Genomic DNA, 25,106 nt, shown 5'->3' on the forward strand with positions numbered 1-25,106 from the left:
GATGACGCAGAGTGGCAGCACCAACGAAGGGGCGCTGTGGGGCGGGCGTTTCGCGTCCGGACCGGCCGCTGCGATGGCCGCGCTCAGTAAGTCGACGCATTTCGACTGGGTGCTCGCCCCCTATGACGTGCGCGCTTCGAAGGCGCACGCACGGGTGCTGCACAAAGCCGGGCTGCTGTCGGAATCCGACCTCACCACCATGCTCGAAGGCCTCGATCGTCTTGCGGCCGATGTGGATTCGGGGGCCTATGTCCCCGCGGAGTCGGACGAGGATGTGCACGGCGCGCTCGAGCGCGGGCTGATCGAGCGGGTCGGCACCGAGCTCGGCGGCAGGCTGCGCGCGGGGCGTTCGCGCAACGATCAGGTGGCGACGCTGTTCCGTATGTGGCTGCGCGACGCGGTCCGCAGGGTCGCCGTCGGCCTGCTCGAGGTGGTCGACGCGCTGGTCGTGCAGGCGGCCGCACACCCCGACGCGGTGATGCCGGGCAAGACGCATCTTCAGGCCGCGCAGCCGGTGCTGCTCGCGCATCATCTGCTCGCGCACGCTCACCCGCTGCTGCGCGATATCGACCGGCTGCGCGATTTCGACAAGCGGGCGGCGGTGTCGCCCTACGGTTCCGGCGCGCTGGCGGGTTCCTCGCTCGGTCTCGATCCGGAGGCGATCGCCGCCGAACTGGATTTCGACGCGTCCGCGGCCAACTCGATCGACGCCACCTCCTCACGCGATTTCGCGGCGGAGGCGGCGTTCGTGCTGGCCATGATCGGTGTCGACCTCAGCAGGATGGCCGAAGAGGTCATCATCTGGAGCACACCGGAATTCGGCTATATCACCCTCGCCGACGCCTGGTCCACCGGCTCGTCGATCATGCCGCAGAAGAAGAACCCGGACGTCTCCGAACTCACCCGAGGCAAGGCCGGTCGCCTTATCGGCAACCTCACCGGCCTGCTCGCCACGCTCAAAGCCCAACCGCTGGCCTACAACCGGGACCTACAGGAGGACAAGGAGCCCCTGTTCGACTCGGTCGCTCAGCTGGAAATGCTGCTTCCTGCCATCGCGGGTCTGGTCTCGACCCTGACCTTCCACACCGAGCGCATGGCCGAGCTTGCCCCCGCCGGTTTCACACTCGCCACCGACATCGCCGAATGGCTTGTCCGCCAAGGCGTCCCGTTCCGGGTCGCGCACGAGGCCGCAGGTGGTTGCGTGCGTGCGGCCGAGGCGCGTGGCGTCGGACTCGACGAGCTGACCGATGCGGAGTTCGCCGCTGTCGACCCGGCATTGACACCACAGGTCCGGGAAGTGCTGACGGTGCAGGGCTCGATCGCCTCCCGCAATGCTCGCGGTGGCACGGCGGGTGTTCAGGTCGCGAAACAGCTCGATGAGATCCAGAGCACAGTGGGGGAGTTGCGCAGCTGGCTGGCGTGACTGCTCCCGAGCTCTGCCATGCCCGGGGTTAGACTCGCGCCAGTGACTCTGCTGCTACTCGCGCTGGCCATCGCGTCCGAGGTGACCGCGACCGTTTCGCTGAAGATCTCCGACGGATTCAGCAAACTCATCCCTTCGATCATCGTCGTCATCGGTTACGGGGCCGCGTTCTACTTCCTGTCGCAAGCACTGAAACGTGGCATGGCGATCGGCGTCGCCTACGGCATCTGGTCGGCCGTCGGCGTTGCCGCGATCTCCATCATCGGTGCGCTGTTCTTGGATGAGCGGTTGACCATGGTGCAGGTCGGTGGCGTCGGCCTGGTAATCCTCGGTGTGCTCGCCCTAGAACTCGGCGGCGCACACTGATCAGCAGGGGATTCGCCGCGAGCCACCGCCCGCCGGTCGAACGCGCACGCTCGTGACCTTGCGGGGTTGCGCAGGACGAGTCCGTTGCGCCCTCTGCATTTTGCCGATTACGTCCCGGACGGCACGGAGCCGAACGTAACATCGGGCGATGGACTGGACGTTTGCTCAACTAAGTCCACGCGGAGTACCCCATGACCTCGAATGACGAGGGCGAGGTCATGGACAAGTCGGGCGACGCCGCCGTGGTGCTGGAGGCTGCCGGGCTTACCAAGCACTACGGCAGCGTTGCGGCGTTGCGCGGCACCAACTTTCAAGCCAAGGCCGGTGAGGTCGTGGCACTGATCGGTGACAATGGCGCGGGCAAATCGACCTTGGTGAAATGCCTTTCTGGAGCCGAACAGCCGGACGGCGGCGCCATCCTGCTCGACGGCAAGCCGGTGGTGCTCGATACTCCGACCGCCGCGCGCAAGCTCGGTGTGGAAACGGTGTACCAGGATTTGGCGGTCGCCCCCGATCTGGACCCCGCCGCGAACCTGTTCCTCGGCCGCGAACTGCTCCGCCGTGGATTCGCGGGCAAACTCGGCATGTTGGACAGGACGGCAATGAAAAGCCAAGCGGTCGAACACTTTCGACGACTCGGTGTCACCTTGCAGAGCGCCGATGTGCCGATCGGCTCGCTCTCCGGTGGGCAGCGGCAGAGCGTCGCGGTGGCACGGGCGGTGATGTGGGCGAGCAAGGTGGTGTTCATGGACGAGCCGACCGCCGCGCTCGGCGTTGTCCAGCGCGAGCGCGTGCTCGACGTCATCCGAAGGGTGCGCGACCACGGCATCGCGGTCGTGCTGATCAGCCACAATATGCCCGAGGTGCTCGCGGTCGCCGATCGCATCGAAGTGCTGCGACTCGGGAAGCGAGTGGCCCGATTCTCCGCTGCCGACGTCACACTGGAGCAATTGGTCGGCGCGATGACCGGTGCCCTGTCGCACGAGGATGTCGCATGAGCGATGACGCGGCCGTCACTGTCGACGGCAACGGTAGTGCCGCGCTCCCAGGACCTACCGCGCTGCAACGGCTGCTCGGCGCGAGCACATTGTGGATCGGCGTCGTGCTGGTCGGACTGTGTGTGGTGTTCAGCGTGATTCGTCCCGATGCGTTTCCCACCCGCTTCACCTTGCAGACGTTGCTGATCGAAACATCGGTGCTGCTGGTGCTTTCGGTCGGGATGACCTTCGTGATCATCACCTCCGGCATCGATCTCTCTGTCGGTATGGTCCTGATCTTCGCCGGGGTGATGGGCGCGAAGACAATGGAGTGGCTCAGCCCCGATCAGGACGCAACCCATGCGGGCTGGGGTGTCATCCTTCTTGGCTTGCTGTTGTCGGTTGTCGGTGGCGGAGTGTGGGGTCTGCTCAATGGACTGCTGGTCGCCAAGGCCAAGATTCCGCCGCTGATCGTCACGCTCGGCTCGTTCGGCGCGGCGCTCGGTTCGGCGCAGTTGATCACCGGTGGCGTCGATACCAGGACGGTGCCCGATAAGCTGCGCAACTCACTGGGTTTCGGCACCTCGCTGGGCGGCGTGCCCAATCTGGTGCTGGTCGCGACGGTGGTCACCGTGCTGGCCGCGTGGGTGTTGCACACCACCAGGTTCGGGCGCTACACATTCGCGATCGGCTCCAACGAGGAGGCCGCGCGACGTTCCGGTATCGCGGTCACCCGCCACCTCGTACTGGTCTACCTGATGACCGGATTGCTTGCGGGGCTTGCGGGATTCATGAACCTGGCCTACTTCGGCACCACCACGATCGGCGGGCACGGCACCGACAATCTGGACGCCATCGCCGGTGTGGTGATCGGCGGGACAAGTCTTTTCGGCGGTGTCGGCACCATCGTCGGCACCGTGATCGGCGTGTTCATTCCGTCGGTGCTGCGCAAGGGTTTTGTCATCGCGGGGGTGCCGGTTTTCTGGCAGCCGATCGCTGTGAGCGCGGTTCTCGTCGGGGCGGTGTGGTTCGACCAACTACGCCGCAGGGCGCGCGACCGTTAGAGGTAGGCAGTAATCAACTGCGCGATAAGAAAATAAGGCGGAGGTAGCCGGATGAGGGTGGCGAAGCGGACCGCGGTGCTGATCGGCGTGCTGATGGTGGTCGGCGCGATGGTGGTCTCGTGTAGTGGGGAAGTCGGCAATTCCGGAGGGACGGACGCCAAGAAGCTGGTACTCATCCCCGGTGTGGCCGACGAACCCTTCTATATCTCTATGCAGTGCGGAGCAGCGGGAGAGGCGACCAAGCTCGGCTACAAGCTGGACACGCAAGCGCCGACCAAGTTCGACGCCGGATCGCAGACACCGGTCTTGACGGGGGTGGTGGCCAATAAGCCCGGCGGCATCCTGATCGCGCCGACGCACGCGACGGCAATGGCCAATCCGATCAAACAGGCCAAGGACTCCGGCATCAAGATCGTCGAAGTGGACACCGCACTGGAGGACACCTCCATTGCGCTGTCGTCGATTTCGTCCGACAACAAGAAGGGCGGCGAACTCGCCGCCGCCACCTTGGCGAAGCTGGTCGGTGAGAAGGGGCCGGTGCTGGTCATCAATACCAAGGCGGGCACCTCCACCACGGACGCGCGTGCGCAGGGTTTCGAGGCGGCGCTGAAGAACTATCCCGGCATGACCTCACTCGGCGTGCAGTACAACAACAATGAGGCCGCCCAAGCCGCCTCGATCGTCACCGCAACGCTCGCCGCGCACCCCGATCTCGCCGGTGTGTTCGCGACGAACCTGAGCTCGGCCGAGGGCGCGGCAACAGGTCTGCGCAATGCGAACAAGCTGGGCCAGGTCAAACTGGTCGGCTTCGACGCGAGCCCAAAACAGGTCGAGGACCTGAAGGCGGGCACGGTGCAGGCGCTGATCGCGCAGGATCCGAGCGGCATCGGCGTCACGGGCGTCGACCAGGCCGTCGCGGCGCTGGAGGGCAAACCGGTTACCAGGAACATTCAGACCGAGATGGTTGCGATCACCCAGGCGGATATGGACACCAACACGAAGTACTTCTACAAGCGGAAGTGCTGAGCGGCTTATCCGAGGGGGGCGGCCGATCGTGCTCGTAGCGGTCGCTCTGCCTTGCTCAATCCTCTACGCGGACAACATATCCAGCGTCCGTGAGCGCCTCGAGGACATCGTCGCGATGGTTCGATCCACGGGTCTCGAGTGTCAGCGCTACCTCGACCTCGCCGAGGGCGAGCCAGGTACCGGTGCGCGAGTGTGCCACGTCGACCACGCTCGCCCCCGTCTTCCCGACAACGCCGAGCAGGCTGCTCAGTCCGCCGGGACGATCCGCGATCGTCAGTCGCACCGCGAGGTAGCGGCCCGCGGCGCTGAGGCCGTGGCCGATCAGCCGGGTCAACAGCAGCGGGTCGATATTGCCGCCGGACAGGATCGCGCAGACCGGTCCGCGCAGTCCGAGTTCTTCCGGCGAGTAGCTCATCAGTGCCGCGACCGCCGCGGCACCGGCGGGCTCGACGATCAGCTTCGCGCGTTCCAAGCACAGCAGCAGCGCCTTGGACAGTGCATCCTCGTCGACGGTCAGCATGGTTGTCGCGTGCTCGACGACATGCGCGAACGGCACCGCACCCGGCAGCCCGACCGCGATGCCGTCGGCCATCGTCGACATCCGCGCTGCCCTGACCGGCTTGCCCGCAGCCAGCGAATCCGGCCAGGCGGCCGCCTCGGCGGCCTGCACGCCGATCACCCGAACCGCAGGGGCGAGATGATGCATAGCGACCGCGACACCGGCGAGCAGCCCGCCACCGCCGGTGGGTACCAGCACCGTCCCGACGTCGGGCAATTGCTCGAGGATCTCCAGCCCCACCGTTGCCTGTCCAGCCACGATGTCGGGGTGGTCGAACGGATGGATCAACCTCGCCCCCGTACGCTCGGCGAAGTCGAGCGCCGCGTCGAGTGCGTCATCGATGGAATCGCCCACCTGTAGCACCCGCGCCCCATATGCCTTGGTGGCCGCCAGCTTCGGCAGCGAAGCGCCCACCGGCATGAACACCGTCGACTCGATGCCGAGCGAGGCCGCCGCCCACGCCACCCCTTGCGCGTGATTGCCGGCGCTCGCCGCGACCACACCGCCCACCCGTTCCTCGGCAGGCAGATTCGCGATCCTGTTGTACGCGCCACGCGGCTTGAACGACCCCGTCCGCTGCAAGTTCTCGCACTTGAGCCACACTTCGGTTTCCGACCGCTCCGATAACGCGCGCGACGCAACCACCGGCGTCCGCCGAATCACCGGCGCCAATAACGCCGCGGCCGCCTCGATCTGCCCGAGCCCTAGCAATTCCATCCCGCCATGCTGCCAGGCAAAGCTTCGAACGGCAGGCAACTTGCGGCCATGCACCACTCACCGCTCGAGTGATGCGGTTTTGGCGAGGTTGTGGGCGATGGCCCCGAGGCGAGCGAGGCGGGCGTCGCCGAGAGGGGTGAGTTTGCCGCCGAGGCGGTTGGTGATGAAGCCGAGGGACATGCCGGTGGCCGGGTCGGCGAAGGCGCCGGAGCCGCCGAGGCCGAAATGGCCGAAGGCGGAGACGGGTTCGGCCTTGGAGGGTTTCATCGGGACGCCGTGGTAGCCGAGGGCCCATGGGATGCGGAAGGCAAGCACGTAGTCGGGGGTGAAGACTTGGCGGCGGCTGATGAGCTCGATGGTTTCGGGTCGCAGTAGTTGGTAGCCGTCGAGGCGACCGCCGTTGGCGAGGGCGCCGTACATCCGGGCAAGCGAACGCGCGGAGAAAACGCCGTTGACGCCGGGCATCACCGAGTCGTGCAATCGCGGATCGGAGACCAGGTCCGCGAAACCCCGCGGCGTGGTGTCGGCGGCCGCGGCGAACCTGGTCCGCGACATCAGCCGCGCGCCGTTGTCCCAGTCGAGGCCCGCGACGGTGAGCCGGGGAAAATTGGTGGCGATTCGGCCGCGCTCGGCGGCCGGTACCTGGAACCAAAGATCCTCGGCGGCAAGGGGTTCGGCGATTTCGGTGCGCAGCGCATCGGTGAAGGTCGTGCCGCTGATCCTGCGCACTAGCTCGGCGACAAGGTGGCCGAAGCTGATGCCGTGATAGCCACTGGTCACCAGGTGTCGCGGGTCGGGGGTTGCGGCGGCCAACGCCGTTGTCACCGCCGTATCGTCGAGGAAGCGGTCCACCGGCCCCGGTAGCAGCCCGCGTAATCGGTGCAGCCCGGCCCGGTGGGAAAGCAACTCTCGCACCGTGATGAGTTGCTTTCCCGCGGCGGCGAACTCGGGCCAGTAGGTGGCGACAGGCTCGTCGTAGTCGAGCATGCCGCGCTCGGCAAGCCGGTGCAGCACGGTCGAGGCGACACCCTTGCCGGTGGAGTACGCCATGGCCACCGTGTCCTGCGCCCACGGCATCCCCTGGCGTGCGTAACCGGCCCACACATCGACGACCGGTTCGCCGCGCAGGTAGACGGCAAGCGCACCGCCGCCGTCGGACGGTCGCCGGAACAACCGATCGAATTCGGCGACCAGACTCACGAAGCGCCGATCGACGGTTTGCGTTGCCGGAAGAGTGGTCATCGAGGAATCCTTGTCGTTACGGGGATCCACACAGCGTATGACAGGTCCCGCATTTTCCTGACCGTCACATCGGGGACCGAAAACGCAACACGGCTCGCCTACCGTGGTCGGCATGCCGCCCCGGAGACGTTCGGCACTGCTCGCGAGATTGGTTGTCGACGAACCGGGCAGGCCACAGATTATTCTCGGCGAACTGCGCCGAGTTATTCTCGACGGGGCCGTGCCACCGTGCACGGTGATTCCGCTGCGGGAAGTGGCCGAATTGTTCGGTGTCAGCCATATCCCGGTCCGCGAAGCGCTCAAGACGCTCTTGGGCGAGGGCCTGGTCACCCATCAGCCGCACGGCGGGTATACCGTCGCCCAGCTCACCGCGAACGAACTGCGGGAGATGTATATCGTGCGCGAGACCTTGGAGACGGCATCGCTCGCGGCGGCTGCCCTGCATGCCTCGGATGCCGATCGTGCCGACCTGGTCGCGGTGAATACCCTTCTGGAACAAGCGATCCGGGATGACGACCCGGCCGCCTATCATCGCCAGTCCCGGCACTTCCATGTCGCGCTGACCAGGCCATCACGCATGTTCCGTTTACTGCACATGCTCGAGTCGGCCTGGAATGTCACCGAGCCGGTGCAGTCGATGGTGCACATCGGCCGCGCCGACCGGGTGCGCCTGCACACCGACCACGTGCTGATGATGGATGCCTTCCTCGCCCGTGACGTAGACCGTCTCCTGCTCATCGCCGAACGGCATCACCGCCGGTTGGAGACGGTAATCGCGACGTTGCCGACCGATACCGGATTACTTGCTCCCGAAGATATATCTGCCGCGCAATAGCCGGGCAATAAACGCGCAATAGGCGGGCAACGTGCGGTTTCTACCGTCGTTCTGGATCGCAGTTTCGCCCTCGGACGGGAAACACCATGACCGAAATGCTCACCACCGCGGTGCCTGCGCCACCGGAAACAGTCGCGCCCGCCTACGACCCGCGACTGACCAATGAAGACCTGGCGCCGCTACGCAAGCAGAGTTGGGGCTCCTACAATATCTTCGCGTTCTGGATGTCGGACGTGCACAGCGTCGGCGGGTACGTCACCGCGGGCAGCCTGTTCGCGCTCGGACTTGCCAGCTGGCAAGTGCTCGCGGCGCTGCTGATCGGCATCTCGATCGTCTACTTCTTCTGCAACCTGGTCGCCAAACCGAGCCAGGCGACGGGGGTGCCCTATCCGGTCATGTGCCGCACCGCCTTCGGCGTGCTCGGCGCGAATATTCCCGCCATCATCCGCGGCTTGATCGCGGTGGCCTGGTACGGCATTCAGACCTTCCTCGCCTCCGCGGCGCTGGATGTGGTTCTAGTGAAGCTTTTTCCGGGGCTCGGCCCCTATGCGGTCGTCGACGACCATGGCTTCCTCGGGCTTTCGTTGCTCGGCTGGGGCAGCTACCTGCTGCTCTGGGTGGTGCAGGCGTGCGTGTTCTGGCGTGGCATGGAGTCCATCCGCAAGTTCATCGACTTCTGCGGTCCCGCTGTGTATGTCGTGATGTTCGCCCTCTGCGGCTACCTCATCGCCAAGGCCGGCTGGAGCGCCATCGATCTGAAGCTCGGCGAGGTGAAGTACACCGGCTGGTCCGCGGTGCCGGTGATGTTGGGCGCCATCGCGCTGGTGGTGTCGTACTTCTCCGCTCCGATGCTCAACTTCGGCGACTTCGCCCGCTACGGAAAGTCTTTCGCCGCGGTGCGCCGGGGCAACCTGCTCGGCCTTCCGGTCAACTTCCTGCTCTTCTCGCTGCTTGTCGTCATCACCGCGTCGCTGACGGTTCCCGTCTACGGCGAACTGATCACCGATCCGGTAGCGACCGTCGCTCGCATCGACAGCACCTTCGCGATCGTGCTCGGCGCGTTGACCTTTACCATTGCCACGGTCGGCATCAATATCGTCGCAAACTTCATCTCACCGGCCTTCGACTTCTCGCACGTCAGTCCGCAGCGGATCAGCTGGCGCGCGGGCGGCATGATCGCCGCGGTCGGCTCGATCCTGATCACACCGTGGAATCTCTACAACAACCCCGAGGTCATCCACTACACCCTCGAGGTGCTCGGCGCCTTCGTCGGCCCGCTGTTCGGCGTGCTGATCGCCGACTACTACCTGGTGCGCAAGCAGCAGGTAGTAGTCGACGATCTGTTCACCATGTCGAAGACCGGAAGCTACTGGTACAGCAAGGGTTACAACCCTGCCGCGGTCATCACCACCGCCGTCGCCGCTGTGATCGCGGTGGTCCCGGTGCTCGCCAAGGATGTCACCGGCATGTACACCGCCGCCCAGTACAGCTGGTTCATCGGTTGCGGCGTCGCTTTCGCGGTCTACTACGTGCTGGCCGCTCGAACCAGGCCGGCCGTGCGGGGGGTTCCCGCCTGATGCGGATCAGGGTCGTCAACCCGAACACCACCAGGGCGATGACCGAGACGATCGAGCAGTGTGCCAAGGCCGTCGCGGGCCATGGCACGCTGCTCGACGCGGTGACCTCCGAGATGGGCCCAGCCTCGATCGAAAGCCATTACGACGAAGCCCTCAGCGTCCCCGGACTGCTCGCCGCGATCCGGCGCGGTGAGCAGGAGGGCGTCGAGGGCTACGTGATCGCTTGTTTCGGTGACCCGGGCCTCGACGCCGCGCGGGAACTGGCCTGCGGTCCGGTGATCGGTATCGCGGAGGCGGCAATGCAGACCGCCAGCCATCTCGGCCGCGGGTTCAGCGTCGTCACCACGTTGAATCGAACCGTCGGTAGCACCGAAGACCTGGCGCAGCGCTATGGCATGGAACGGTTCTGCCGCGGGGTCCATGCCTGTGAGATCCCGGTGCTCGCCCTCGATACGGATCCGGACGCGCGCAAGATCGTCACCGAGGCCTGCCGAGCGGCCGCCGAAACCGATCGTTCCGATGCGATCGTGCTCGGCTGCGCGGGAATGGCAGACCTGTGCAGCCACATTCGCGACGAGATCGGGGTGCCGGTGATCGACGGCGTCGCCGCGGCGACCTTGACCGTGCAGTCGATGCTGACCCTCGGCGTTCGCAAGTCGGGTAGGGGAGAGTTCGCTATGCCTCCGGCCAAGCCCTATGCCGGGTTGCTTCGTCCGTTCGGCGTGTGATCAGGCCGCGACGGCGGTGGTCAACGTATTCAGCGCGGCGTCGAGATCGTCGACATCGACCACGACCCTGGTGAAGTCGGCACCTACCAGCTCGATCCGAATGGCTCGGCCCTTGAACTTGGTGTCCCAGAATTCTTTTCGACGCCTGCCGCGATAGGTGCCTGCCGCGATCACCCCGGGAAAAAAGGTGCCCGGCGCGCGCACCCACGGCGGCCGCAGGTCGACCTCGGCGGTGGTGACCTCGGTGATGTCGGACAGATCGAAACTCAGCTGCTCGCGCAGTGCCAGCAGGCGGTGCCCGCCGAGAATGTGGACCGTCACCGTCGTATCCGTGACTTCGACTTCGACCATCGTGCGCCTCACTAATTGCCAGAGCTGGTACTCCGATAAGCATCCGAGACGCCCCTGGCCATAGCCTGTGCCTATCCTGTGATTTCTCGAAGGTTCTGTTCAATGTGACAAACATCGCCATCGGCGGACACGCCATGAAATCGGATCCAGCATGCAACTACCTGGATATGCGCATCTATCCATAGCGCTCACCGGGCCGATCGCATCATTACGAGTGTGTCGGACAAGAACAGCCAGGATGGCGGCCTCGGCCGAGGCCGCCGAGGCCGGATCATCGCCGGCTACGAGATGATGACCGGCGATGATCGGTGGCTGCCGCGGACCCGGTCTACGCAGCGGTATCGGACGGGTGAGCGGTACTACTTTCCAGTGCGCCGGTTCGCCTTCTCGGCGATCTCCAGCACCTCGGCCAGCCACGGGGTGTAGCGCTGCGGCTCGGCGGCCAGCGCGTCGCGCAGTGCGTCGGGCTGGATCCACGCGTAGTCGGCGACCTCGGCGGGGTCGGCCCGCGGCACGTCGGTGTCGAGGAAGCCGATGAGCACGTGGTCCCATTCGTGTTCGACGCGGCCGGTAGCCGGATCCTCCGCCTGGTACCGGAAGGTTCCGACCTCGGTGAGGGTGGTGGCCAGGCCCAGTTCCTCGGCTAGACGTACCTCGGCGGCGGCGACCACCGACTCACCAGGTGCGGGGTGTCCGCAACAGGTGTTGGCCCACAGCAGCGGGAACCGGGTCTTCACCGCGGCACGCTGCTGCAACAGCACCCGGCCTGCCTCGTCGAACAGCAGCACCGAGAACGCGCGGTGCAACAGGCCGGGGGCCCGATGCGCCTGCGCGACGGGGCACGCGCCGACCGCGCGGCCCGACTCGTCGACGAGTTCGACGGGCAGCGCCTCACGGTCGGTCAACGGCTGATCGAGGGTGGTCACCTGCCCACCTTATCTGCGGCGATCATGAGGTACTGGAAGCTGCCCTCTTTGTATGCGGTGAGGAACGGCTTCTCCACACCGGTCGCGAGCTCGGACTCGGTGCGCAGCTCCCAGTAGGGGATGGTCGCCGCGGTCAGGTCGACCACGTCGATCGGCACCAGGTTGTTCTCCGCCATGGTACGAAAATACTCGCTCCGTGGATGGATCATGCAGCCGTAGTGCGCGTCGATCCAGCTGACCGAGGACGATCGCCCGCCGGTGACATCGTTGGAGCAGCCGGTGATGCAGACATAGCGTCCGCCGGGCTCGAGCAGCCGCGAGAATTCGCCGAACAGCTCGGAAAGGTCTACGTACATAGTGGTTTCGTTGGTCCATATGCCACGCATGACGCCGGAATCGAAACCGGTGTCGAGCATATTGCGGAAGTGGAATCGCACCTTGTCCGCGACGCCGCGATCCGCCGCCTGGTCGTTGGCGAAGCCGACCTGGTACTCGGAAATGGTAACGCCGTCGACCTGGCAGCCGAATCGCTGATTGGCCATGAAACTGGTGCCGCCGCGTCCTGATCCGCCGTCCATCAGCCGATCGCCGGGCCGGACGTCACCGAGATGGTCGAGCAGGAAATCTGCCTGCGCGGTCTCGAGCCGGTGCAGTTCTTGGACAATCCGCTCCTGGCGGGTGTCCTCCGGGCCGGTCAGTACGGACAGATCGGGGTCGCCGATGCCGTAGTGATGGTGGAAGAGTCCGTCGACCTCACCGAGCTTGGTATTGACCCGGTCGTCGTTGGGATTGTTGTTCCAGTACTCGGCGACCGACTTCTGATAGTGGGTGCGAAGCACGATGCCGGTATCCGGGTTGAGCATGGTCATCTGAGATCATCCTCTCGTCGCGGTACTGCTCCAGAGCGGTGCGATTACTGTCGGGGCATATCGTTGTAGCGCTTGCTGTCGGCATGCCATGCGCGGCTGCCGCCCATCCAGGCCCACAGTCCGCCGAGGAAGCGGCGTAGTTCGGCTGAGCCGGTGGCGGCGAGTACTGTCGCTTCCCGCTCGAACCGATGCGCCAACTCGTCGTGGATGGCGGCCGTGCGCAGGACTGCCTCGCGGCGTGCGCATTTCTCCTCCGCGGCGAGCACCGTCGGCAGATTGAACTCCCTCCCATCCGAAAGATCCTCACGCGCCATCGAATACAGGTCGTTCACCAGCTGACTGGCGAGTGCTGCCGTGGTGACGACCCGGCGGACCCGGGGATCGGTGTACTCGGCGGCCTGGACTTCGTAGCCGCCGACCACGTCGATCGCCGCCATACAGGGCAGAAAACTGTGTGGCTGCCGGTTGGCGAGGTACTCCCACACCGGCGGCATCCTGCCCGAGGCACGCCAGCCCGCCTCCGCGGCGATCGCGATGAACCAGCCGGCGATCTCCGTGCGCAACCGCGCGAGCTGCGCGGGGGTCGCGTAGTGAGACATGTGCTCGAAGGACGTGCGGAACGCGCGCAGGATCGGATCGGCTTGGAGTGCCTTCTCCAGCTGGGGTGCGTAGCGCGCTGGTAGGTGAACGGGATCCATCGCGGCGGCGACGAGTTCGAGCCGAGGGCCGAGTTCGGCCGCGGCGGTCGACGATGTCCCGTCCGGCGCTGTATCGTCTGCTCCTTCGTCGCAGTAGTAGTCGTCGACCGACCATTCGGAGACCGCGCATTTGGCCGCGGCGAGCAACCGGTCGGCATCGTCGCTGTCGGGATGGGCGAGCATGATCAGGCGGCCGAAGTCGGCGTCCCGCAGCTCTTCCAGCCGTCCGGCGTAGAGCCCGATGTCCCTTGCCCACGCGATGAGGCCGTCGTTGACGAGTGTGGCCAAGGCTGGATCGTCGCGTACCGGTGGCGGACAGTACAGCGGAGGGATCGCTGACCCGGTACCGCCGATATTTGTCGACCTCGTGCGTGGTCCACTGGGCCCCTGCGGTATTCGTGCCTGGGGCGATCCCGTCGGTGCGACCCCCTTCGCCACGCCGACGGGAATCGAGGTAGTGGGTCGCGCGAGGAGCAGCGCCGCCGCTCCGAGGCCGCTCGGCCCCAGTAGCCGGATGGGGTTCAGGACCGAATCCCGCTCCGGCACCGCGGTTTCAGATGATTGCGCAAGTGCTTCCAGCGATAGCTTCAGCGGTGCGGTGTTATCGAGATTCAGCAGTAGTGCGGTGACGGCGGCGGCCACATCATGGGTGGCGGCGGGTGCCGTGGCGCGGGAGAGCACCGACATCGCTCATACCTCCGGTCAGTCCGCCTGCCGGGCGACCAGGACGTTGTCGAGCACGCCCAGTGCGTCCGGCACCAGTACGGCGGCCGAGTAGTAGCAGCTGACCAGGTAGGAAATGATCGATTGGTCGTCGATGCCCTTGAACCGGACATTGAGGCTCGGCTCGTACTCGTCGGGAATGTTGGTCTGGTGCAGGCCGATAACGCCCTGGTCCTTCTCGCCGGTGCGCATGGCGAGAATCGAGGTGGTCTGAGTGCCGCTGACCGGGATCTTGCCGCACGGGAAGATCGGCACCCCGCGCCACGCCGGGATACGGTGGCCGTCGACCTCGATCGGATCGGGATACAGCCCGCGCTTTGTGCATTCACGGCCGAAGGCGGCGATCGCTTTCGGGTGTGCCAGAAACAGTTTCGTGCTGCGCCGCATGCTGAGCAGCTCGTCCATATCGTCGGGGGTCGGCGGGCCGGACTCGGTGTAGATGCGCTGCTTGAGGTCGCAGTTGTGCAGCAGCCCGAAATCCGGGTTGTTGACCAGGTCGTCCTCCCTGCGTTCGTAGAGCGCCTCGATAGTCAGCCGGAGCTGCTGTTCGACCTGGTTCATCGGATCGTTGAACAGGTCCGCGACACGGGAGTGCACTCGCAGCACGCTCTGTGCGAGGCTCAGTTCGTATTCGCGTGGGGAGGCGTCATAGTCGACGAAAGTGCCGTCCAACAAGGGTTCGCCGGAATGGCCGGAGGCGATCATAATATTGGCCTCGCCCTTGTTGTTCTGTGGCTGGGCCGGTGCTGCCGCGACGCGCGATAATTGCTCGCGCAGTGCCGGTGTGTGGTCCAGCATTTCGTCCAGTGTCATCCGCGACAAGACCAGTATTGTTGTCCTGGTGACGGTTTTGACGGTGACCGGCCAGATCGCGGATGGATTCGTCAGTGTTTCGTCACCGTAGAAATCGCCGCCGCCGAGCATTCCGAGCTTGGTCGATTCGCCGTATTCTCCGGAGCCGATCTTGCTGAGTTTTCCGTGCACGATCAGCATGACCTGATTCATCGGATTGCCGAATTCCGCTACGACAGTGCCCGGTTCGAGATCGCGCTGTTCGAATCGTTGTGCGAGAGCGCGCAGTATTTCTTCGTCGTCGAAGTCCCGCAATTGCGGAAGTTCCTGGAGCTCCAGCGGAATGACCCTGGCCTGCGAACCGTCGACGATGTATTCGACCTCGCCGTTGCCGACAGTGTGGGTGAGGCGCCGGTTGACGCGGTAGGTACCGCTGCTGACCTGCGTCCATGGCAGCGCGCGGGTGAGCCAGCGTGAGCTGATGCCCTGCATTTGCGGTTCGGATTTGGTGGTGGTCGCGAGCGGGCGCGCCGCTGCGGTGCTGAGGCTCTTGCGTACGTGGTTATCCGTTTGGACCGGCATTTCGATGGTCATGCTTTTGTCCTCACCTCGAGATGGTCGACGGTGGTGGCGCTCCGATAGCGCAGCAAACATTGGCACGGCAGAACTGGACACTCGAGCGAATTGTCGTACGAGACAGTGTTTTCCAGACGGCATCGATACTAGAACGGCAGCATCGGATGCGCCGGAGAATGTCGAAACTGGTAGGCCGACTATGCCGCAACGGGTTTCGGATGGTTACGACATGAACTCGATCTCGAGAACGACACGCAACATCCCGGGGTTGAATCGCGAACTTGCGGACGGATTGCCGTGGCGGAGCTATCTTTTGATCTCATGTTCACCTGGATCTATTCGCTGCCCATCTGGCTGGACTTCCTCATCATCACCGGAACCTCCGTCGTGCTGACGACCGGTGCGATCCTGCTGACCCGCCCGTATGTGTTGAAAACGCTCGGCCCCGAGCCGGGCAAGAACGACTCGGTCACCATGGTGCTGACGGTCGGCGGCGTGTTCTACGGTCTGCTGCTCGGCCTGATCGCGGCCGCCACCTATCAGTCCTACGACGCGGCGCAGGGCGTCGTCGCCGACGAGGCCGCCGCTCTCGGCACGCTCTACCGGGAAGTGGGCGCCTATCCGGAGCCGCAGCGAACCCAGTTACGCCAGGATCTTCTCGACTACACCGACAACACACTGACCGTGGCCTGGCCCGCACTGCAAGCGGGTAAGGAACCGATGGGCGGCACCGTCCTGGTGACCCGGTTTCAGGAACACCTGCTGACCTTCCAGCCGCAGACCAGGGGTCAGGACATCGTGCACGCCGCGACGATCGACCAGTTCGCCCGATTCGATCAGGAACGAAGACATCGGATCAACGCGACTTCCGGCGGCGTGCCCGGTGTGCTGTGGTGGACCATCATGGTCGGTGCCGCCGTCAATCTGGTGTTGCTCTGCTTGTTCAGCCTGCATCGCGGCGCCCATTTGCTGCTCGGTGGCCTATTCGCCTTCTTTCTCGGCGCGATGATCTTTTTGATTGCCGCCATGGATCTGCCGTTCCGTGGCGATCTGAGTGTGAGCCCGGAGCCATTCGAGAGCATGTATACGAATGTCATGCGACGTTGAGCGCGCTGGGTCGACAAACCGTCCGTTCGGTCACATATTGTCGCTGATCCGTGCGGCCTGTCATACATCGGGTCGCAGCCGACACATAATGGATACACGATGTGGGAAGTTCGTCTGAACACGTCGAGGTGTGTGATGCGTGTCACGTTTCTTGGTAGGGCTGGGAGAGATCGTGAAGTTCAGTGCGAAGGATTTGGTCGGGTCGGTACAGCGGTTGATGGCGACTGCGCAGAACGGCTTGGAAGTCATCCGCTTCGGTGGACTGACCCATGACGTCGAATCGTCCCCATTCGAGGTTGTCGAACGCAGGCGGATGTATCGGCTGCGCCATTACTTCCCCGACGACGCGACGCCGGGCAGACCGGTTGCCGTGCTGGTGCCGCCGCTGATGGTGAACGCCGATATCTGGGACGTCAACGCCGAGGATGGCGCGGTCGGGATACTGCATCGCGGCGGAATCGATTGCTGGGTGGTCGACTTCGGGTCGCCCGCGAGCGAAGAGGGTGGCTGGGAGCGAGATCTGGCCGATCACGTCCTCGCGGTGAACAGCGCCATCGACACGGTCTGCGAGGCGACCGGAAGCAGCGTGCACCTGATGGGGTACTCCCAAGGCGGCATGTTCGCCTATCAGACCTCCGCGTACCGCTACGGCAAGGGCGTTGCGAGCATCGTCACCTTCGGCAGCCCGGTCGACGTGGTCGCGGGCATGCCTTTCGGGCTCCCGTACGGCATGGTTTCGGAGGTCGCGGAGTTCCTTGCCGACCATGTCGTCACCCGGCTGCCGATCACCGATTCCATGGTGCGCATCGGCTTCCAATTGCTCGACCCGGTGAAGACCGCGAAGTCCAGGATCGATTTCCTGCGCCAGCTGCACGACCGGGAGGCGTTGCTGCCCAAGGAGCGTCAGCGTCGGTTCCTCAACAACGACGGCTGGGTCGGCTACGCGGGTCCCGCGGCCGCCGATCTGCTCAAGCAGTTCGTCGCGCACAACCGGATGATGCTCGGCGGCTTCGTGATTCGGGATCAGCCGATCTCGCTGGCCGAACTGAAGTGCCCTATTCTCGCCTTCGTCGGCGAGGTCGACGACATCGGCCAGCCCGCCGCGGTGCGCGGCATCGTTCGAGCGGCGCCGAACGCCGAGGTGTACGAAGCCAGTTTGGTAGCGGGACATTTCGGCCTTGTCGCGGGCAGCACGGCAACCAACCACACCTGGCCGCTGGTCCGGCAGTGGATCGATTGGATGGACGGCGACCAGCCGCTGCCGTTCGAGATCGCGCCGATGGCCGAGGATGTCGCGAGCAACCGGCCGCGCTCGGCGGCCACCCGGGTGGTGCACACCGTCGGCACGCTGGCGGAGGCGGGCGCTGGGGTCGGCAAGGCGCTGGAAGGGATCGCCAGCAACACCGTGCGCGGCTCGGTCGAACTGGTCGGTGAGGCTGCGCGGGCGCTGCCACGGCTGACCAGGCTCGGGATGATTCAGCCGCACACCAGGGTTTCCTTGGGGCGGTTGCTTGCCGAGCAGGCGCAGCAGGCGCCCTTGCGCGACCTTTTCCTCTTCGACGATCGTGTGCACACCAATGCCGCGGTCAATGTCCGCATCGACAATGTGGTGCGCGGCCTCATCTCGGTCGGCATCCGTCCCGCTACGCGGGTCGGCGTGGTGATGGAGACTCGGCCGAGCGCACTGGCGACCGTCGCGGCGCTCTCGCGGCTCGGTGCGGTCGCGGTACTGCTCGCTCCAGGCAGTGAGCTGCAACGGGCCATCGAACTCACCGGTATCAAGACCCTCGTCTCGGACCCGGAGAACCTGCGGGCCGCGGCGGCGACTGGTACCAGGGTGTTGGTGCTCGGCGGCGGCGACGCGCGTGGACTCGATGTCCAACAGGGCGAGAACGTGATCGACCTCGAGCAGGTCGATCCCACCCGGGTGCGGCTACCCGCCTGGTACCGACCGAATCCCGGCTTGGCCCGCGAGCTCGCGTTCGTCCTTGTCACCGGCACCGGCGACCGGCTGGAGACCAAGCACATCACCAATCATCGCTGGGCGCTTTCGGCGATCGGCACCGCGACCTCGGCCGACCTCGACCGCAGAGACACCGTCTATTGCCTTGCCCCGCTGCATCATTCGTCCGGACTGCTGGTGAGCCTCGGTGGTGCGATCGCGGGCGGCAGCCGGATCGCGCTCGCCAGGTCGCTCGACCCGGCCCGCTTCGCCGAGGAGGTGCATCGCTACGGCGTCACCGTCGTGACCTACACCTGGACCATGCTGCGCGACATCCTCGACGCCGAGGTGTTCCCGGCCGGGCACCGACACCCGATCCGATTGTTCATCGGTTCCGGCATGCCCGCGGGGCTGTGGCGTCGGACCACCGAACAATTCGACCCCGCCCGAGTGCTGGAGTTCTACGCCTCCATCGAGGGCGACGTGGTGCTGGCCAATGTGACCGGCGCCAAGGCGGGTTGCAAGGGCAGGCCGGTGCCGGGCACCGCCAAGGTGGAGCTCGTCGCCTACGACCCGATCACCGAGCAGGTCCTGGTGGACGAGTCCGGATTCGCCCGCCGCTGCGCGGACAACGAAGTGGGCCTGCTGATCGGCAAGGCCTCCGACGGCGTCGACCTCTCCGATGGCGGCCTGCGCGGTGTGTTCACCGCGGGCGACGCGTGGATGCCCACCGAGAACCTGTTCCGCCGCGACGGCGACGGCGACTACTGGCTCGTCGACCGCACGGATACCGTGATCCGCACCCCGCGCGGGCCGGTGTACACCCAGCCGATCGTCGACGCGCTCAACGACATCACCGCGGTCGATATGGAGGTCGCCTACGGGCTGCCCGTCGGCGACCACACCATCGCGGTCGCGGCCGTCAGCGTCCGCAAGGGTTACCGGCTCGAATCCAAGGATCTGACCGAGGCGCTACAGGTGCTCGATCACCACCAGCGGCCCGATCTCGTGTACTCGGTCGAGGAGATTGCGCGCAGCTCGTCCTATCGCCCCTCCACCCGCGCGGTGCAGGCGCAGGGCCGGCCCCAGCCAGGCCCGGGCACCTGGTGGTACAACCGGGCTTCGGAGTTCTACGAGGTGCTCACCGACGCAGAGGCCTCCGAGGTACTCGGCGACTGACCAGACGAGCTCGCAACCCGGCCCGGAAACTCGGGCGGGAGCCGAATTGCGTTGGCGTTATGCCGGATTCAGAATGGATAGACCGCTCGTTGGTGATGGTCGCCGCATGCTGTGCCGGATTTCGCCGTAGCATCCGACATGCGGGGAGAAGCCAACCGGAACTGTGCAAGGAAATCGTGGGTACGAGCCTTATCTATCGCAACCGATTCGTCTACGAGCTGGCAATGCGTGGGCTATACGGCAGACACTACGGCGCTCGCTATCGTGCCATCGCCGCGCTCGTTCCCGACGGAGCCAGCGTGGTCGACGTCTGTTGCGGGCCCGCGACGCTGTACTCGCGCTATCTGCGCGGCAGATCGATTCACTACACGGGCGTCGATCTCAACGAACGTTTCATCGCCGAGGTGATCGAGGCGGGCGGACACGGTGCGGTGTGGGATCTGCACTCCCAGGCCCCGCTGCCCGATGCCGACTATCTCGTCATGCAGGCCAGCCTTTACCACTTCCTGCCCGAGCCGAGGCCGCTGATCGACCGGATGCTGGCTGCGGCGGGCAAGCGGGTGATCATCGCGGAACCGATCCGGAACCTCGCGTCCAGCGAGTACCGGGTACTCGCGGCGATCGGCAGGCGCTTCACCGACGCGGGTGACGGCGCACAGGCGCATCGGTTCACCGAGGCGAGCCTGGACGAGTTCTTCCTCCGCTACGAATCTCGGGTCATCGAGCGGTCGCTGATCGCGGGCGGCCGAGAGAAGCTGTTCGTTCTCTCGGCCTGACCGCGGTCGATCCGAGCTCGACTCAGACCGTGAACGCGGTGACGGCGTCGACGACGCGGGCAACCTGCGCATCGGTCAGATCGGGCCATAGCGGCAGGCGCACGATGGTTCCGGCGAACTCGGCGCTGCGCACACACGGCTGCGGGGTACGGCCGAGCTTGAGCCCGGCCGGGCTGGAATCGAGCGGGACGTAATGGAACGGCGCCGAGATGCCGAGGGCGCCGAGGTGCGCGATCAGGTCGTCGCGGCGCTCCTCGGTGGGCGTGCGCAGGTAGTACAGGTGCGCGGTGTGCGTGCGGTCCTCGGGGACCGTCATCAGGCGAACATCGTTGTGTCCCGCCCAATCCGGCAGCCCGGCGGCATAGGCGTCCCATACCCGGTGCCGTCCGGCCTGGATGGCGTCGAATTCGTCCAGTTGCGCGTCGAGTACCGCCGCGTTGAGCTCGCTGGGTAGGTAGCTGGAGCCGATGTCCTGCCAGGAGTACTTGTCCACCGCGCCGCGTAGGAAGCGGGCGCGGTCGGTGCCCTTCTCCCGGATTATCTCGGCGCGCGCCATCAGGATCTCGTCGGTGAGCAGCAGCGCGCCGCCCTCGCCGCAGTGCACGTTCTTGGTGTCGTGGAAGCTGAGGGTGCCGAGGCCGCCGATGGTGCCGAGCGGACGGCCGCGCCAGCTGGCGCCGAGACCGTGCGCGTTGTCCTCCACGATGGCGAAACCGTGCGCGTTGGCAAGAGCGAGCAGGCGGTCCATGTCGGCGGCGACGCCGCCGTAATGGATGACCACCACAGCCTTGGTGTGCTCGGTGACCGCCGCGGCGACCGACTCCGGGTCCAGATTGCCGGTCTCCGGATCGATGTCGGCGAAGACGCAGGTGGCCCCGCGCAGCGCCATCGCTGTCGCGGTCGAGGTGAACGCGAAGCTCGGCACGATCACTTCGTCGTCGGGGCCCAACTCGAGCAGCAGGCCCGCCATTTCCAGCGCGGAGGTGCACGAGGTGGTCAGCAGCGCATGCGGCGCCGCGGTGATGGTCTTCAGCTTCGCGGTGGCGGCGGCGGTGAAATCCCCGTCGCCGTGGCTGTGATCGGAGGCGAGCACGGCCTCCAGATTGGCCAACTCGCGGTGTGCCCGGTACGGGCGGCTGAAGATGACGCGATCAGTGCTCAAGCCGCTCGGTCCCCTTACTGGCTGCGGTCGTGGACGATTCCCGGGCTCCCGCGGGGCGCGGCGTCGGTGTATCGACGGTCAGGTACAGCGGTTTACCGACGAGGATATGCAGAGCCACCCCGAGATATTCGGCGATTAGGCCGAGTGAGAACAACATCGCGCCGGACACCAGCAACAACACCACGATGGTCGAGGCCCAGCCCTCCGGTGCCCAGTTCTCGGCGGTGAGAGCCTCATAGACGACGAACGCAGCCATCACGCCACCGGCGAGCGCCAGCGTGACACCGAGCAGACTGACCAGCCGCAGGCCGCGAGTTCCGCTGCACAGCACCATCTTCCAGAACAGCGAGAACAGGCGCCGGTAGTTGTAGCCGGACTCCTCGCGGCCCTCGGCGCGCAGCTCGACGGGCACCTGGGCGACGTTGCCGACAACCCAGGTCAGCGCGACATCGAGATAGACGCCGTTGGAAGCGACCTCGGCGAGTTGGCGACCGATGGCGCCGCGGATCAGCCGGTAGCTCTCGAACCTGGTGGAATCCGGGAACGCGAACACCGTCGCGAGCACGATCTTCGCCCCGCGCGAGGTGAGGTTGCGCAGGAAGCCGTGCGGACGGGTGTTGATCGGCCGCGAATAGACCAGATCGGCGCGCTCGGCAAGGGCCGAATCCAGGAAGGTGCCGATGAAACGGGGATCGTGCTGGCCGTCCTCGTCCATCGTGACGATCCAGTCGCCGCCTGCCGCCGACATGCCCGCGATCGTCGCGGCGTCCTGGCCGAAGTTGCGGCTGAGCCAGACGGTGCGCACCTCGGGGTAGGTCTGCTCCAATTCCTGTAGCACCACATCGGACCGATCGGGTCCGTGATCGTGCACCAGGATGACCTCGTCGATCGTGAAGGTGGCGCCGTCATGCGTCTCGGTAGGGATGGTCAGTTTGTGTAATTCGGCGACCAGCCCGCCGATGGTGTCCTCGCCACGGTAGACCGGTACGACGACGGACACCGTGTGGGCGCGGACCGCGTCGGCATGCGCGCGGCCGTTTGTCGCGACGGCATCGGTGCTGGGCGTGTAAGTAGTGGGAATCGGCATCAGCTGGATCGACTTTCGCTAACGGTGCGTGCCGGTACTCCCCGCTGGACAGCAGAGCCCGAGCCGCCCAGAACTCTAGCACGGTGCGGGTTTCGGGTTCAGCGACCGATGCCGAGCGGCACACCACACGGTAGGGTCTGGAACTCGTGACGGTTAGTGCGGTACGCGATTCGCGGCGGGACGTATACCGATGGGGAGCCATCACCACGATCGGGGCGGTCGCGGGCTATATCGCGGTCCTACTCGCCAACGCCAGGCACTTCTATACCGACGACACCGAATCCCAGTACACCGGATTGTGGATCGGCCTCGGGCGGTCGCTGCGCGAGGGCGTCTTCCCGGTATTGGTGCCCGAGCGGTGGATGTCGGGCAACAACACGATGGACGACGCAGGGCTGTTCAACCCCCCGCAGCTACTGATCGATCTGATCGCGCCGTCGGTCGACAACATGGCGTTGTACGCGACCGTCGTCAAACTGATCTTCGCGGTCATCGCCGCACTCGGGGTGTATCGGATCTGCCTCGCCTACGGTGGTAGACCCGCGTGGTCGGCGGCGGCGGGCGTCGCGTTCCCGCTCTCCGGTTTCTTCCTCTTCTTCGACGAGGCCAGCTGGATGACCGCGCTCACCGGCACCGCGTGGCTGGTGCACGCCTGGGCTTCCTCGGTGCGCTACACGCGGGGCACCGGCGGGCCGATTCCGGTCTTCGTTTTCCTGTATCTGACCATTTCTACGCAGTACATCTTTCCAGCGGTGGAGGCGGCGATCATGCTGTTCGCCGTCGCGGTGGGCGAGCTCGTCCACCAACGCAAGTGGCAGCCGGTGGCGCGGCTGACCGTCGCGGGCGCGTGCGCCGGTCTCGCGGGCCTGCTGACCTTCCTGCCGAGCATGATGTCGGCGAAGGTGACCTGGCGTGGCAGCTCACAGATCATCAACGACCAGTTCCTGACGGTGCCGTGGTCGGAATCGCTGAACGCGAGCCTGCCGAGCACGATGCCGGCCTTCAGCTCCTGGTGGGGTTATGTACAGCCGATGCCGGTCACCTATATCGCCTGGTTCTTGATTCCGGCGCTGGCGTTCATCGACTGGCGGCGCGCCAAGGAGAGCTGGCGCGAGCTCAGCGCGGTCGGGGTGTTCTCCGTTCTGATGCTGATGTGGGCGGCGGGACCGGGTTCGATCGGTCCGCTGCGCTGGCCGGTGCGGGTGCTGCCGATGCTCGCGATCGGATTGCTGGTGCTGGTGTGCGTGCTGCTCGGTCGTTACGGCACGGTCCGGGACCTGAAGAATCGCGGTATCGCCGCTGGAGTGCTGATCGGGCTGCTGTGGGTGCGCTCGTTCTCGGCCGATCCGCATGCCGTGCTCTGGCATGTGGTCGCGGCCCTCGCGATCGTCGCGCTCGGCGCCGGGGTGGTGTGGCTCGATCGCACCAAGGGGGTGGCCGCGGCGTGTGCGCTGACCATCGCCGCGATGTTCCCGATCGCATATTTCCAGGTCAAAGCCGCCCAGCCGACTCCGATGACATGGAATCTGCCGACCGATCGCTCGGCGGCGGCGGACGCGTTCCCGAATTTTCCGGGTAACACCATCCAGCTCGCCGAGCGTGGACTGCTGCAACCGCAGGACAAGAGCCTCGAAGGTGCCTACGGTTCCCTGGTTTTCGGTAACTACGCCAAGTCGCTCGACCTGTCCTACGTCAACGGCTACACCCCGACGGGCCACTTCTACTTCGGCGAACTGCTGTGCATGCGCTGGGACAGCAGCGTCTGCCCGGATGCTTACCGCAGGATGTTCGCGCCGGAACCGACCACCGGGCGACCGCTCGTCGATCTGATGAAGCTGGACCGTGTGGTGTTGCAACGCGCACTGTTCCCCGACGCCCGCGACCAGCCCGCGCCACCGGACTGGAAGTGGGTGGACTACCCGGGCCACGAGCGCTATATCTCGGTGCTGGAGCGGGTGGACGGCCCGACGTCGACGGTGAACGGCCGGGTCGCGGATGCGAAGAACGTGACGGCGACGTCGATTTCCGAGACCGACACCACCAGCCGGGTGCGGGTCTCCTCGGCCGATGGCGGTCGCGTGACCTTCGCGCGCCTCGGCTGGCCGGGCTACCGGGTGACCTTGAACGGCGAGTCGATCCCGATCAATGTTGTCGCCAAAAGTTTCGTCGCGGTGGATATTCCGGCAGGCACCCACGAGGCCGAACTGGTACTGACCTGGCGTCCGCCGGGTTGGAAGATCGGAATCGCGGCGATGGCGGCCGGGGTGCTCGGCATCGGCGCGCTGCAATGGCTGTATGTGCGATCGCGGCGGCGCGACGCCTCGACCTCGGACGAGGACCGCCCGTCCGGCGATCCCGAACGCGCACTGGCGGAAGTTGTTTCGTGATCGCTGACCCGTGTCCG

The 25,106-nt window shown here is 65.7% G+C and carries 21 protein-coding genes; 12 read left to right on the forward strand and 9 right to left on the reverse strand.

All coding sequences use genetic code 11. The features are described from left to right. Position 1: 1 nt before the first annotated feature. The 5 genes from argH (at position 2) to ACLMAJ_RS11820 (ending at position 4,856) form a co-directional block, all read left to right on the forward strand. Positions 2-1,423 carry an argininosuccinate lyase gene (argH, locus tag ACLMAJ_RS11800; RefSeq protein WP_412013635.1) on the forward strand — a complete coding sequence of 474 codons (1,422 nt, stop codon included), beginning with the start codon at positions 2-4 and terminating at the stop codon, positions 1,421-1,423. A gap of 42 nt (positions 1,424-1,465) precedes the next feature. After that, complete coding sequence (locus ACLMAJ_RS11805; RefSeq protein ID WP_412013636.1) at positions 1,466-1,789, forward strand: DMT family transporter; 324 nt, start codon at positions 1,466-1,468, stop codon at positions 1,787-1,789. A 191-nt stretch (positions 1,790-1,980) separates the two neighbouring features. Further along, positions 1,981-2,787, forward strand: coding sequence for an ATP-binding cassette domain-containing protein (locus ACLMAJ_RS11810; protein ID WP_479725029.1), 807 nt, complete (start codon positions 1,981-1,983; stop codon positions 2,785-2,787). After that, complete coding sequence (locus tag ACLMAJ_RS11815) at positions 2,784-3,830, forward strand: ABC transporter permease (RefSeq protein WP_412013637.1); 1,047 nt, start codon at positions 2,784-2,786, stop codon at positions 3,828-3,830. Before ACLMAJ_RS11810 ends, ACLMAJ_RS11815 begins: the two co-directional genes overlap by 4 nt. 51 nt (positions 3,831-3,881) lie before the next feature. Continuing rightward, positions 3,882-4,856 (forward strand): ABC transporter substrate-binding protein, encoded by a 975-nt coding sequence (locus ACLMAJ_RS11820; RefSeq protein ID WP_412013638.1) that lies wholly within the window; start codon positions 3,882-3,884, stop codon positions 4,854-4,856. Between the two features lie 55 nt (positions 4,857-4,911). Here ACLMAJ_RS11820 and ilvA read toward each other — a convergent pair whose 3' ends face one another. After that, positions 4,912-6,132 (reverse strand): threonine ammonia-lyase, encoded by a 1,221-nt coding sequence (ilvA, locus tag ACLMAJ_RS11825; protein ID WP_412013639.1) that lies wholly within the window; start codon positions 6,130-6,132, stop codon positions 4,912-4,914. 57 nt (positions 6,133-6,189) lie between these two features. Next, a complete protein-coding gene (locus ACLMAJ_RS11830; RefSeq protein ID WP_412013640.1) occupies positions 6,190-7,374 on the reverse strand; it encodes a serine hydrolase domain-containing protein in 1,185 nt (394 codons plus the stop codon). Between the two features lie 112 nt (positions 7,375-7,486). Between ACLMAJ_RS11830 and ACLMAJ_RS11835 the strand changes: the two genes are divergently transcribed. The 3 genes from ACLMAJ_RS11835 to ACLMAJ_RS11845 all read left to right on the forward strand — a co-directional run bounded on the left by ACLMAJ_RS11835 (position 7,487) and on the right by ACLMAJ_RS11845 (position 10,514). Next, positions 7,487-8,209 carry a GntR family transcriptional regulator gene (locus tag ACLMAJ_RS11835; protein ID WP_412013641.1) on the forward strand — a complete coding sequence of 241 codons (723 nt, stop codon included), beginning with the start codon at positions 7,487-7,489 and terminating at the stop codon, positions 8,207-8,209. Between the two features lie 86 nt (positions 8,210-8,295). Next, positions 8,296-9,786, forward strand: a complete 1,491-nt coding sequence (locus ACLMAJ_RS11840; RefSeq protein WP_412013642.1) for an NCS1 family nucleobase:cation symporter-1 — start codon at positions 8,296-8,298, stop codon at positions 9,784-9,786. Beyond that, positions 9,786-10,514 (forward strand): aspartate/glutamate racemase family protein, encoded by a 729-nt coding sequence (locus tag ACLMAJ_RS11845; RefSeq protein WP_412013643.1) that lies wholly within the window; start codon positions 9,786-9,788, stop codon positions 10,512-10,514. Before ACLMAJ_RS11840 ends, ACLMAJ_RS11845 begins: the two co-directional genes overlap by 1 nt. On the opposite strand, the gene ACLMAJ_RS11850 is transcribed toward ACLMAJ_RS11845, so the two are convergent. From ACLMAJ_RS11850 to ACLMAJ_RS11870, 5 genes are all read right to left on the reverse strand, one after another. Next, positions 10,515-10,865, reverse strand: a complete 351-nt coding sequence (locus tag ACLMAJ_RS11850) for a hypothetical protein (protein WP_412013644.1) — start codon at positions 10,863-10,865, stop codon at positions 10,515-10,517. Between the two features lie 359 nt (positions 10,866-11,224). Next, positions 11,225-11,791, reverse strand: coding sequence for an isopentenyl-diphosphate Delta-isomerase (gene idi, locus ACLMAJ_RS11855; protein WP_412013645.1), 567 nt, complete (start codon positions 11,789-11,791; stop codon positions 11,225-11,227). Continuing rightward, positions 11,788-12,660, reverse strand: coding sequence for a geranyl diphosphate 2-C-methyltransferase (locus tag ACLMAJ_RS11860; protein WP_412013646.1), 873 nt, complete (start codon positions 12,658-12,660; stop codon positions 11,788-11,790). Before ACLMAJ_RS11860 ends, idi begins: the two co-directional genes overlap by 4 nt. Before the next feature lie 44 nt (positions 12,661-12,704). Beyond that, positions 12,705-14,045: a family 2 encapsulin nanocompartment cargo protein terpene cyclase gene (locus tag ACLMAJ_RS11865; RefSeq protein WP_412013647.1), complete on the reverse strand. Its 1,341-nt coding sequence runs from the start codon at positions 14,043-14,045 to the stop codon at positions 12,705-12,707. Between the two features lie 15 nt (positions 14,046-14,060). Then, positions 14,061-15,467, reverse strand: coding sequence for a family 2B encapsulin nanocompartment shell protein (locus tag ACLMAJ_RS11870; RefSeq protein ID WP_412013648.1), 1,407 nt, complete (start codon positions 15,465-15,467; stop codon positions 14,061-14,063). Positions 15,468-15,770: 303 nt separating this feature from the next. Between ACLMAJ_RS11870 and ACLMAJ_RS11875 the strand changes: the two genes are divergently transcribed. From ACLMAJ_RS11875 to ACLMAJ_RS11885, 3 genes are all read left to right on the forward strand, one after another. Then, positions 15,771-16,556, forward strand: a complete 786-nt coding sequence (locus ACLMAJ_RS11875) for a bestrophin-like domain (RefSeq protein WP_412013649.1) — start codon at positions 15,771-15,773, stop codon at positions 16,554-16,556. Between the two features lie 172 nt (positions 16,557-16,728). After that, positions 16,729-19,677: an acyl-CoA synthetase gene (locus ACLMAJ_RS11880; protein ID WP_412013650.1), complete on the forward strand. Its 2,949-nt coding sequence runs from the start codon at positions 16,729-16,731 to the stop codon at positions 19,675-19,677. Between the two features lie 176 nt (positions 19,678-19,853). Further along, on the forward strand, positions 19,854-20,453 hold the full coding sequence (locus ACLMAJ_RS11885) for a class I SAM-dependent methyltransferase (RefSeq protein ID WP_412013651.1): 600 nt from the start codon (positions 19,854-19,856) through the stop codon (positions 20,451-20,453). Between the two features lie 22 nt (positions 20,454-20,475). Here the strand turns inward: ACLMAJ_RS11885 and rffA are convergent, their stop codons facing one another. Both rffA and ACLMAJ_RS11895 read right to left on the reverse strand, forming a co-directional pair. Next, on the reverse strand, positions 20,476-21,615 hold the full coding sequence (gene rffA / locus ACLMAJ_RS11890) for a dTDP-4-amino-4,6-dideoxygalactose transaminase (protein WP_412013652.1): 1,140 nt from the start codon (positions 21,613-21,615) through the stop codon (positions 20,476-20,478). Then, positions 21,605-22,702, reverse strand: a complete 1,098-nt coding sequence (locus ACLMAJ_RS11895) for a glycosyltransferase (RefSeq protein WP_412013653.1) — start codon at positions 22,700-22,702, stop codon at positions 21,605-21,607. Before ACLMAJ_RS11895 ends, rffA begins: the two co-directional genes overlap by 11 nt. Before the next feature lie 146 nt (positions 22,703-22,848). Between ACLMAJ_RS11895 and ACLMAJ_RS11900 the strand changes: the two genes are divergently transcribed. Continuing rightward, positions 22,849-25,089 (forward strand): hypothetical protein, encoded by a 2,241-nt coding sequence (locus ACLMAJ_RS11900; RefSeq protein WP_412013654.1) that lies wholly within the window; start codon positions 22,849-22,851, stop codon positions 25,087-25,089. The last annotated feature ends 17 nt before the right edge of the window (positions 25,090-25,106 follow it).

The sequence above is a fragment of the Nocardia arseniciresistens genome, from assembly GCF_046764875.1.
Lineage (GTDB): Bacteria > Actinomycetota > Actinomycetes > Mycobacteriales > Mycobacteriaceae > Nocardia > Nocardia arseniciresistens.

What these genes read in the sequence shown, in the direction of transcription:
- ACLMAJ_RS11860 (WP_412013646.1), bottom strand. Translation starts at nt 12,660, where the DNA reads ATGACCATGCTCAACCCGGATACCGGCATCGTGCTTCGCACCCACTAT.
- ACLMAJ_RS11820 (WP_412013638.1), top strand. Translation starts at nt 3,882, where the DNA reads ATGAGGGTGGCGAAGCGGACCGCGGTGCTGATCGGCGTGCTGATGGTG.
- ACLMAJ_RS11895 (WP_412013653.1), bottom strand. Translation starts at nt 22,702, where the DNA reads ATGCCGATTCCCACTACTTACACGCCCAGCACCGATGCCGTCGCGACA.
- ACLMAJ_RS11875 (WP_412013649.1), top strand. Translation starts at nt 15,771, where the DNA reads ATGTTCACCTGGATCTATTCGCTGCCCATCTGGCTGGACTTCCTCATC.
- ACLMAJ_RS11810 (WP_479725029.1), top strand. Translation starts at nt 1,981, where the DNA reads ATGACCTCGAATGACGAGGGCGAGGTCATGGACAAGTCGGGCGACGCC.
- ACLMAJ_RS11830 (WP_412013640.1), bottom strand. Translation starts at nt 7,374, where the DNA reads ATGACCACTCTTCCGGCAACGCAAACCGTCGATCGGCGCTTCGTGAGT.
- ACLMAJ_RS11865 (WP_412013647.1), bottom strand. Translation starts at nt 14,045, where the DNA reads ATGTCGGTGCTCTCCCGCGCCACGGCACCCGCCGCCACCCATGATGTG.
- ilvA (WP_412013639.1), bottom strand. Translation starts at nt 6,132, where the DNA reads ATGGAATTGCTAGGGCTCGGGCAGATCGAGGCGGCCGCGGCGTTATTG.
- ACLMAJ_RS11835 (WP_412013641.1), top strand. Translation starts at nt 7,487, where the DNA reads ATGCCGCCCCGGAGACGTTCGGCACTGCTCGCGAGATTGGTTGTCGAC.
- ACLMAJ_RS11815 (WP_412013637.1), top strand. Translation starts at nt 2,784, where the DNA reads ATGAGCGATGACGCGGCCGTCACTGTCGACGGCAACGGTAGTGCCGCG.
- ACLMAJ_RS11850 (WP_412013644.1), bottom strand. Translation starts at nt 10,865, where the DNA reads ATGGTCGAAGTCGAAGTCACGGATACGACGGTGACGGTCCACATTCTC.
- ACLMAJ_RS11840 (WP_412013642.1), top strand. Translation starts at nt 8,296, where the DNA reads ATGACCGAAATGCTCACCACCGCGGTGCCTGCGCCACCGGAAACAGTC.
- ACLMAJ_RS11870 (WP_412013648.1), bottom strand. Translation starts at nt 15,467, where the DNA reads ATGACCATCGAAATGCCGGTCCAAACGGATAACCACGTACGCAAGAGC.
- argH (WP_412013635.1), top strand. Translation starts at nt 2, where the DNA reads ATGACGCAGAGTGGCAGCACCAACGAAGGGGCGCTGTGGGGCGGGCGT.
- ACLMAJ_RS11845 (WP_412013643.1), top strand. Translation starts at nt 9,786, where the DNA reads ATGCGGATCAGGGTCGTCAACCCGAACACCACCAGGGCGATGACCGAG.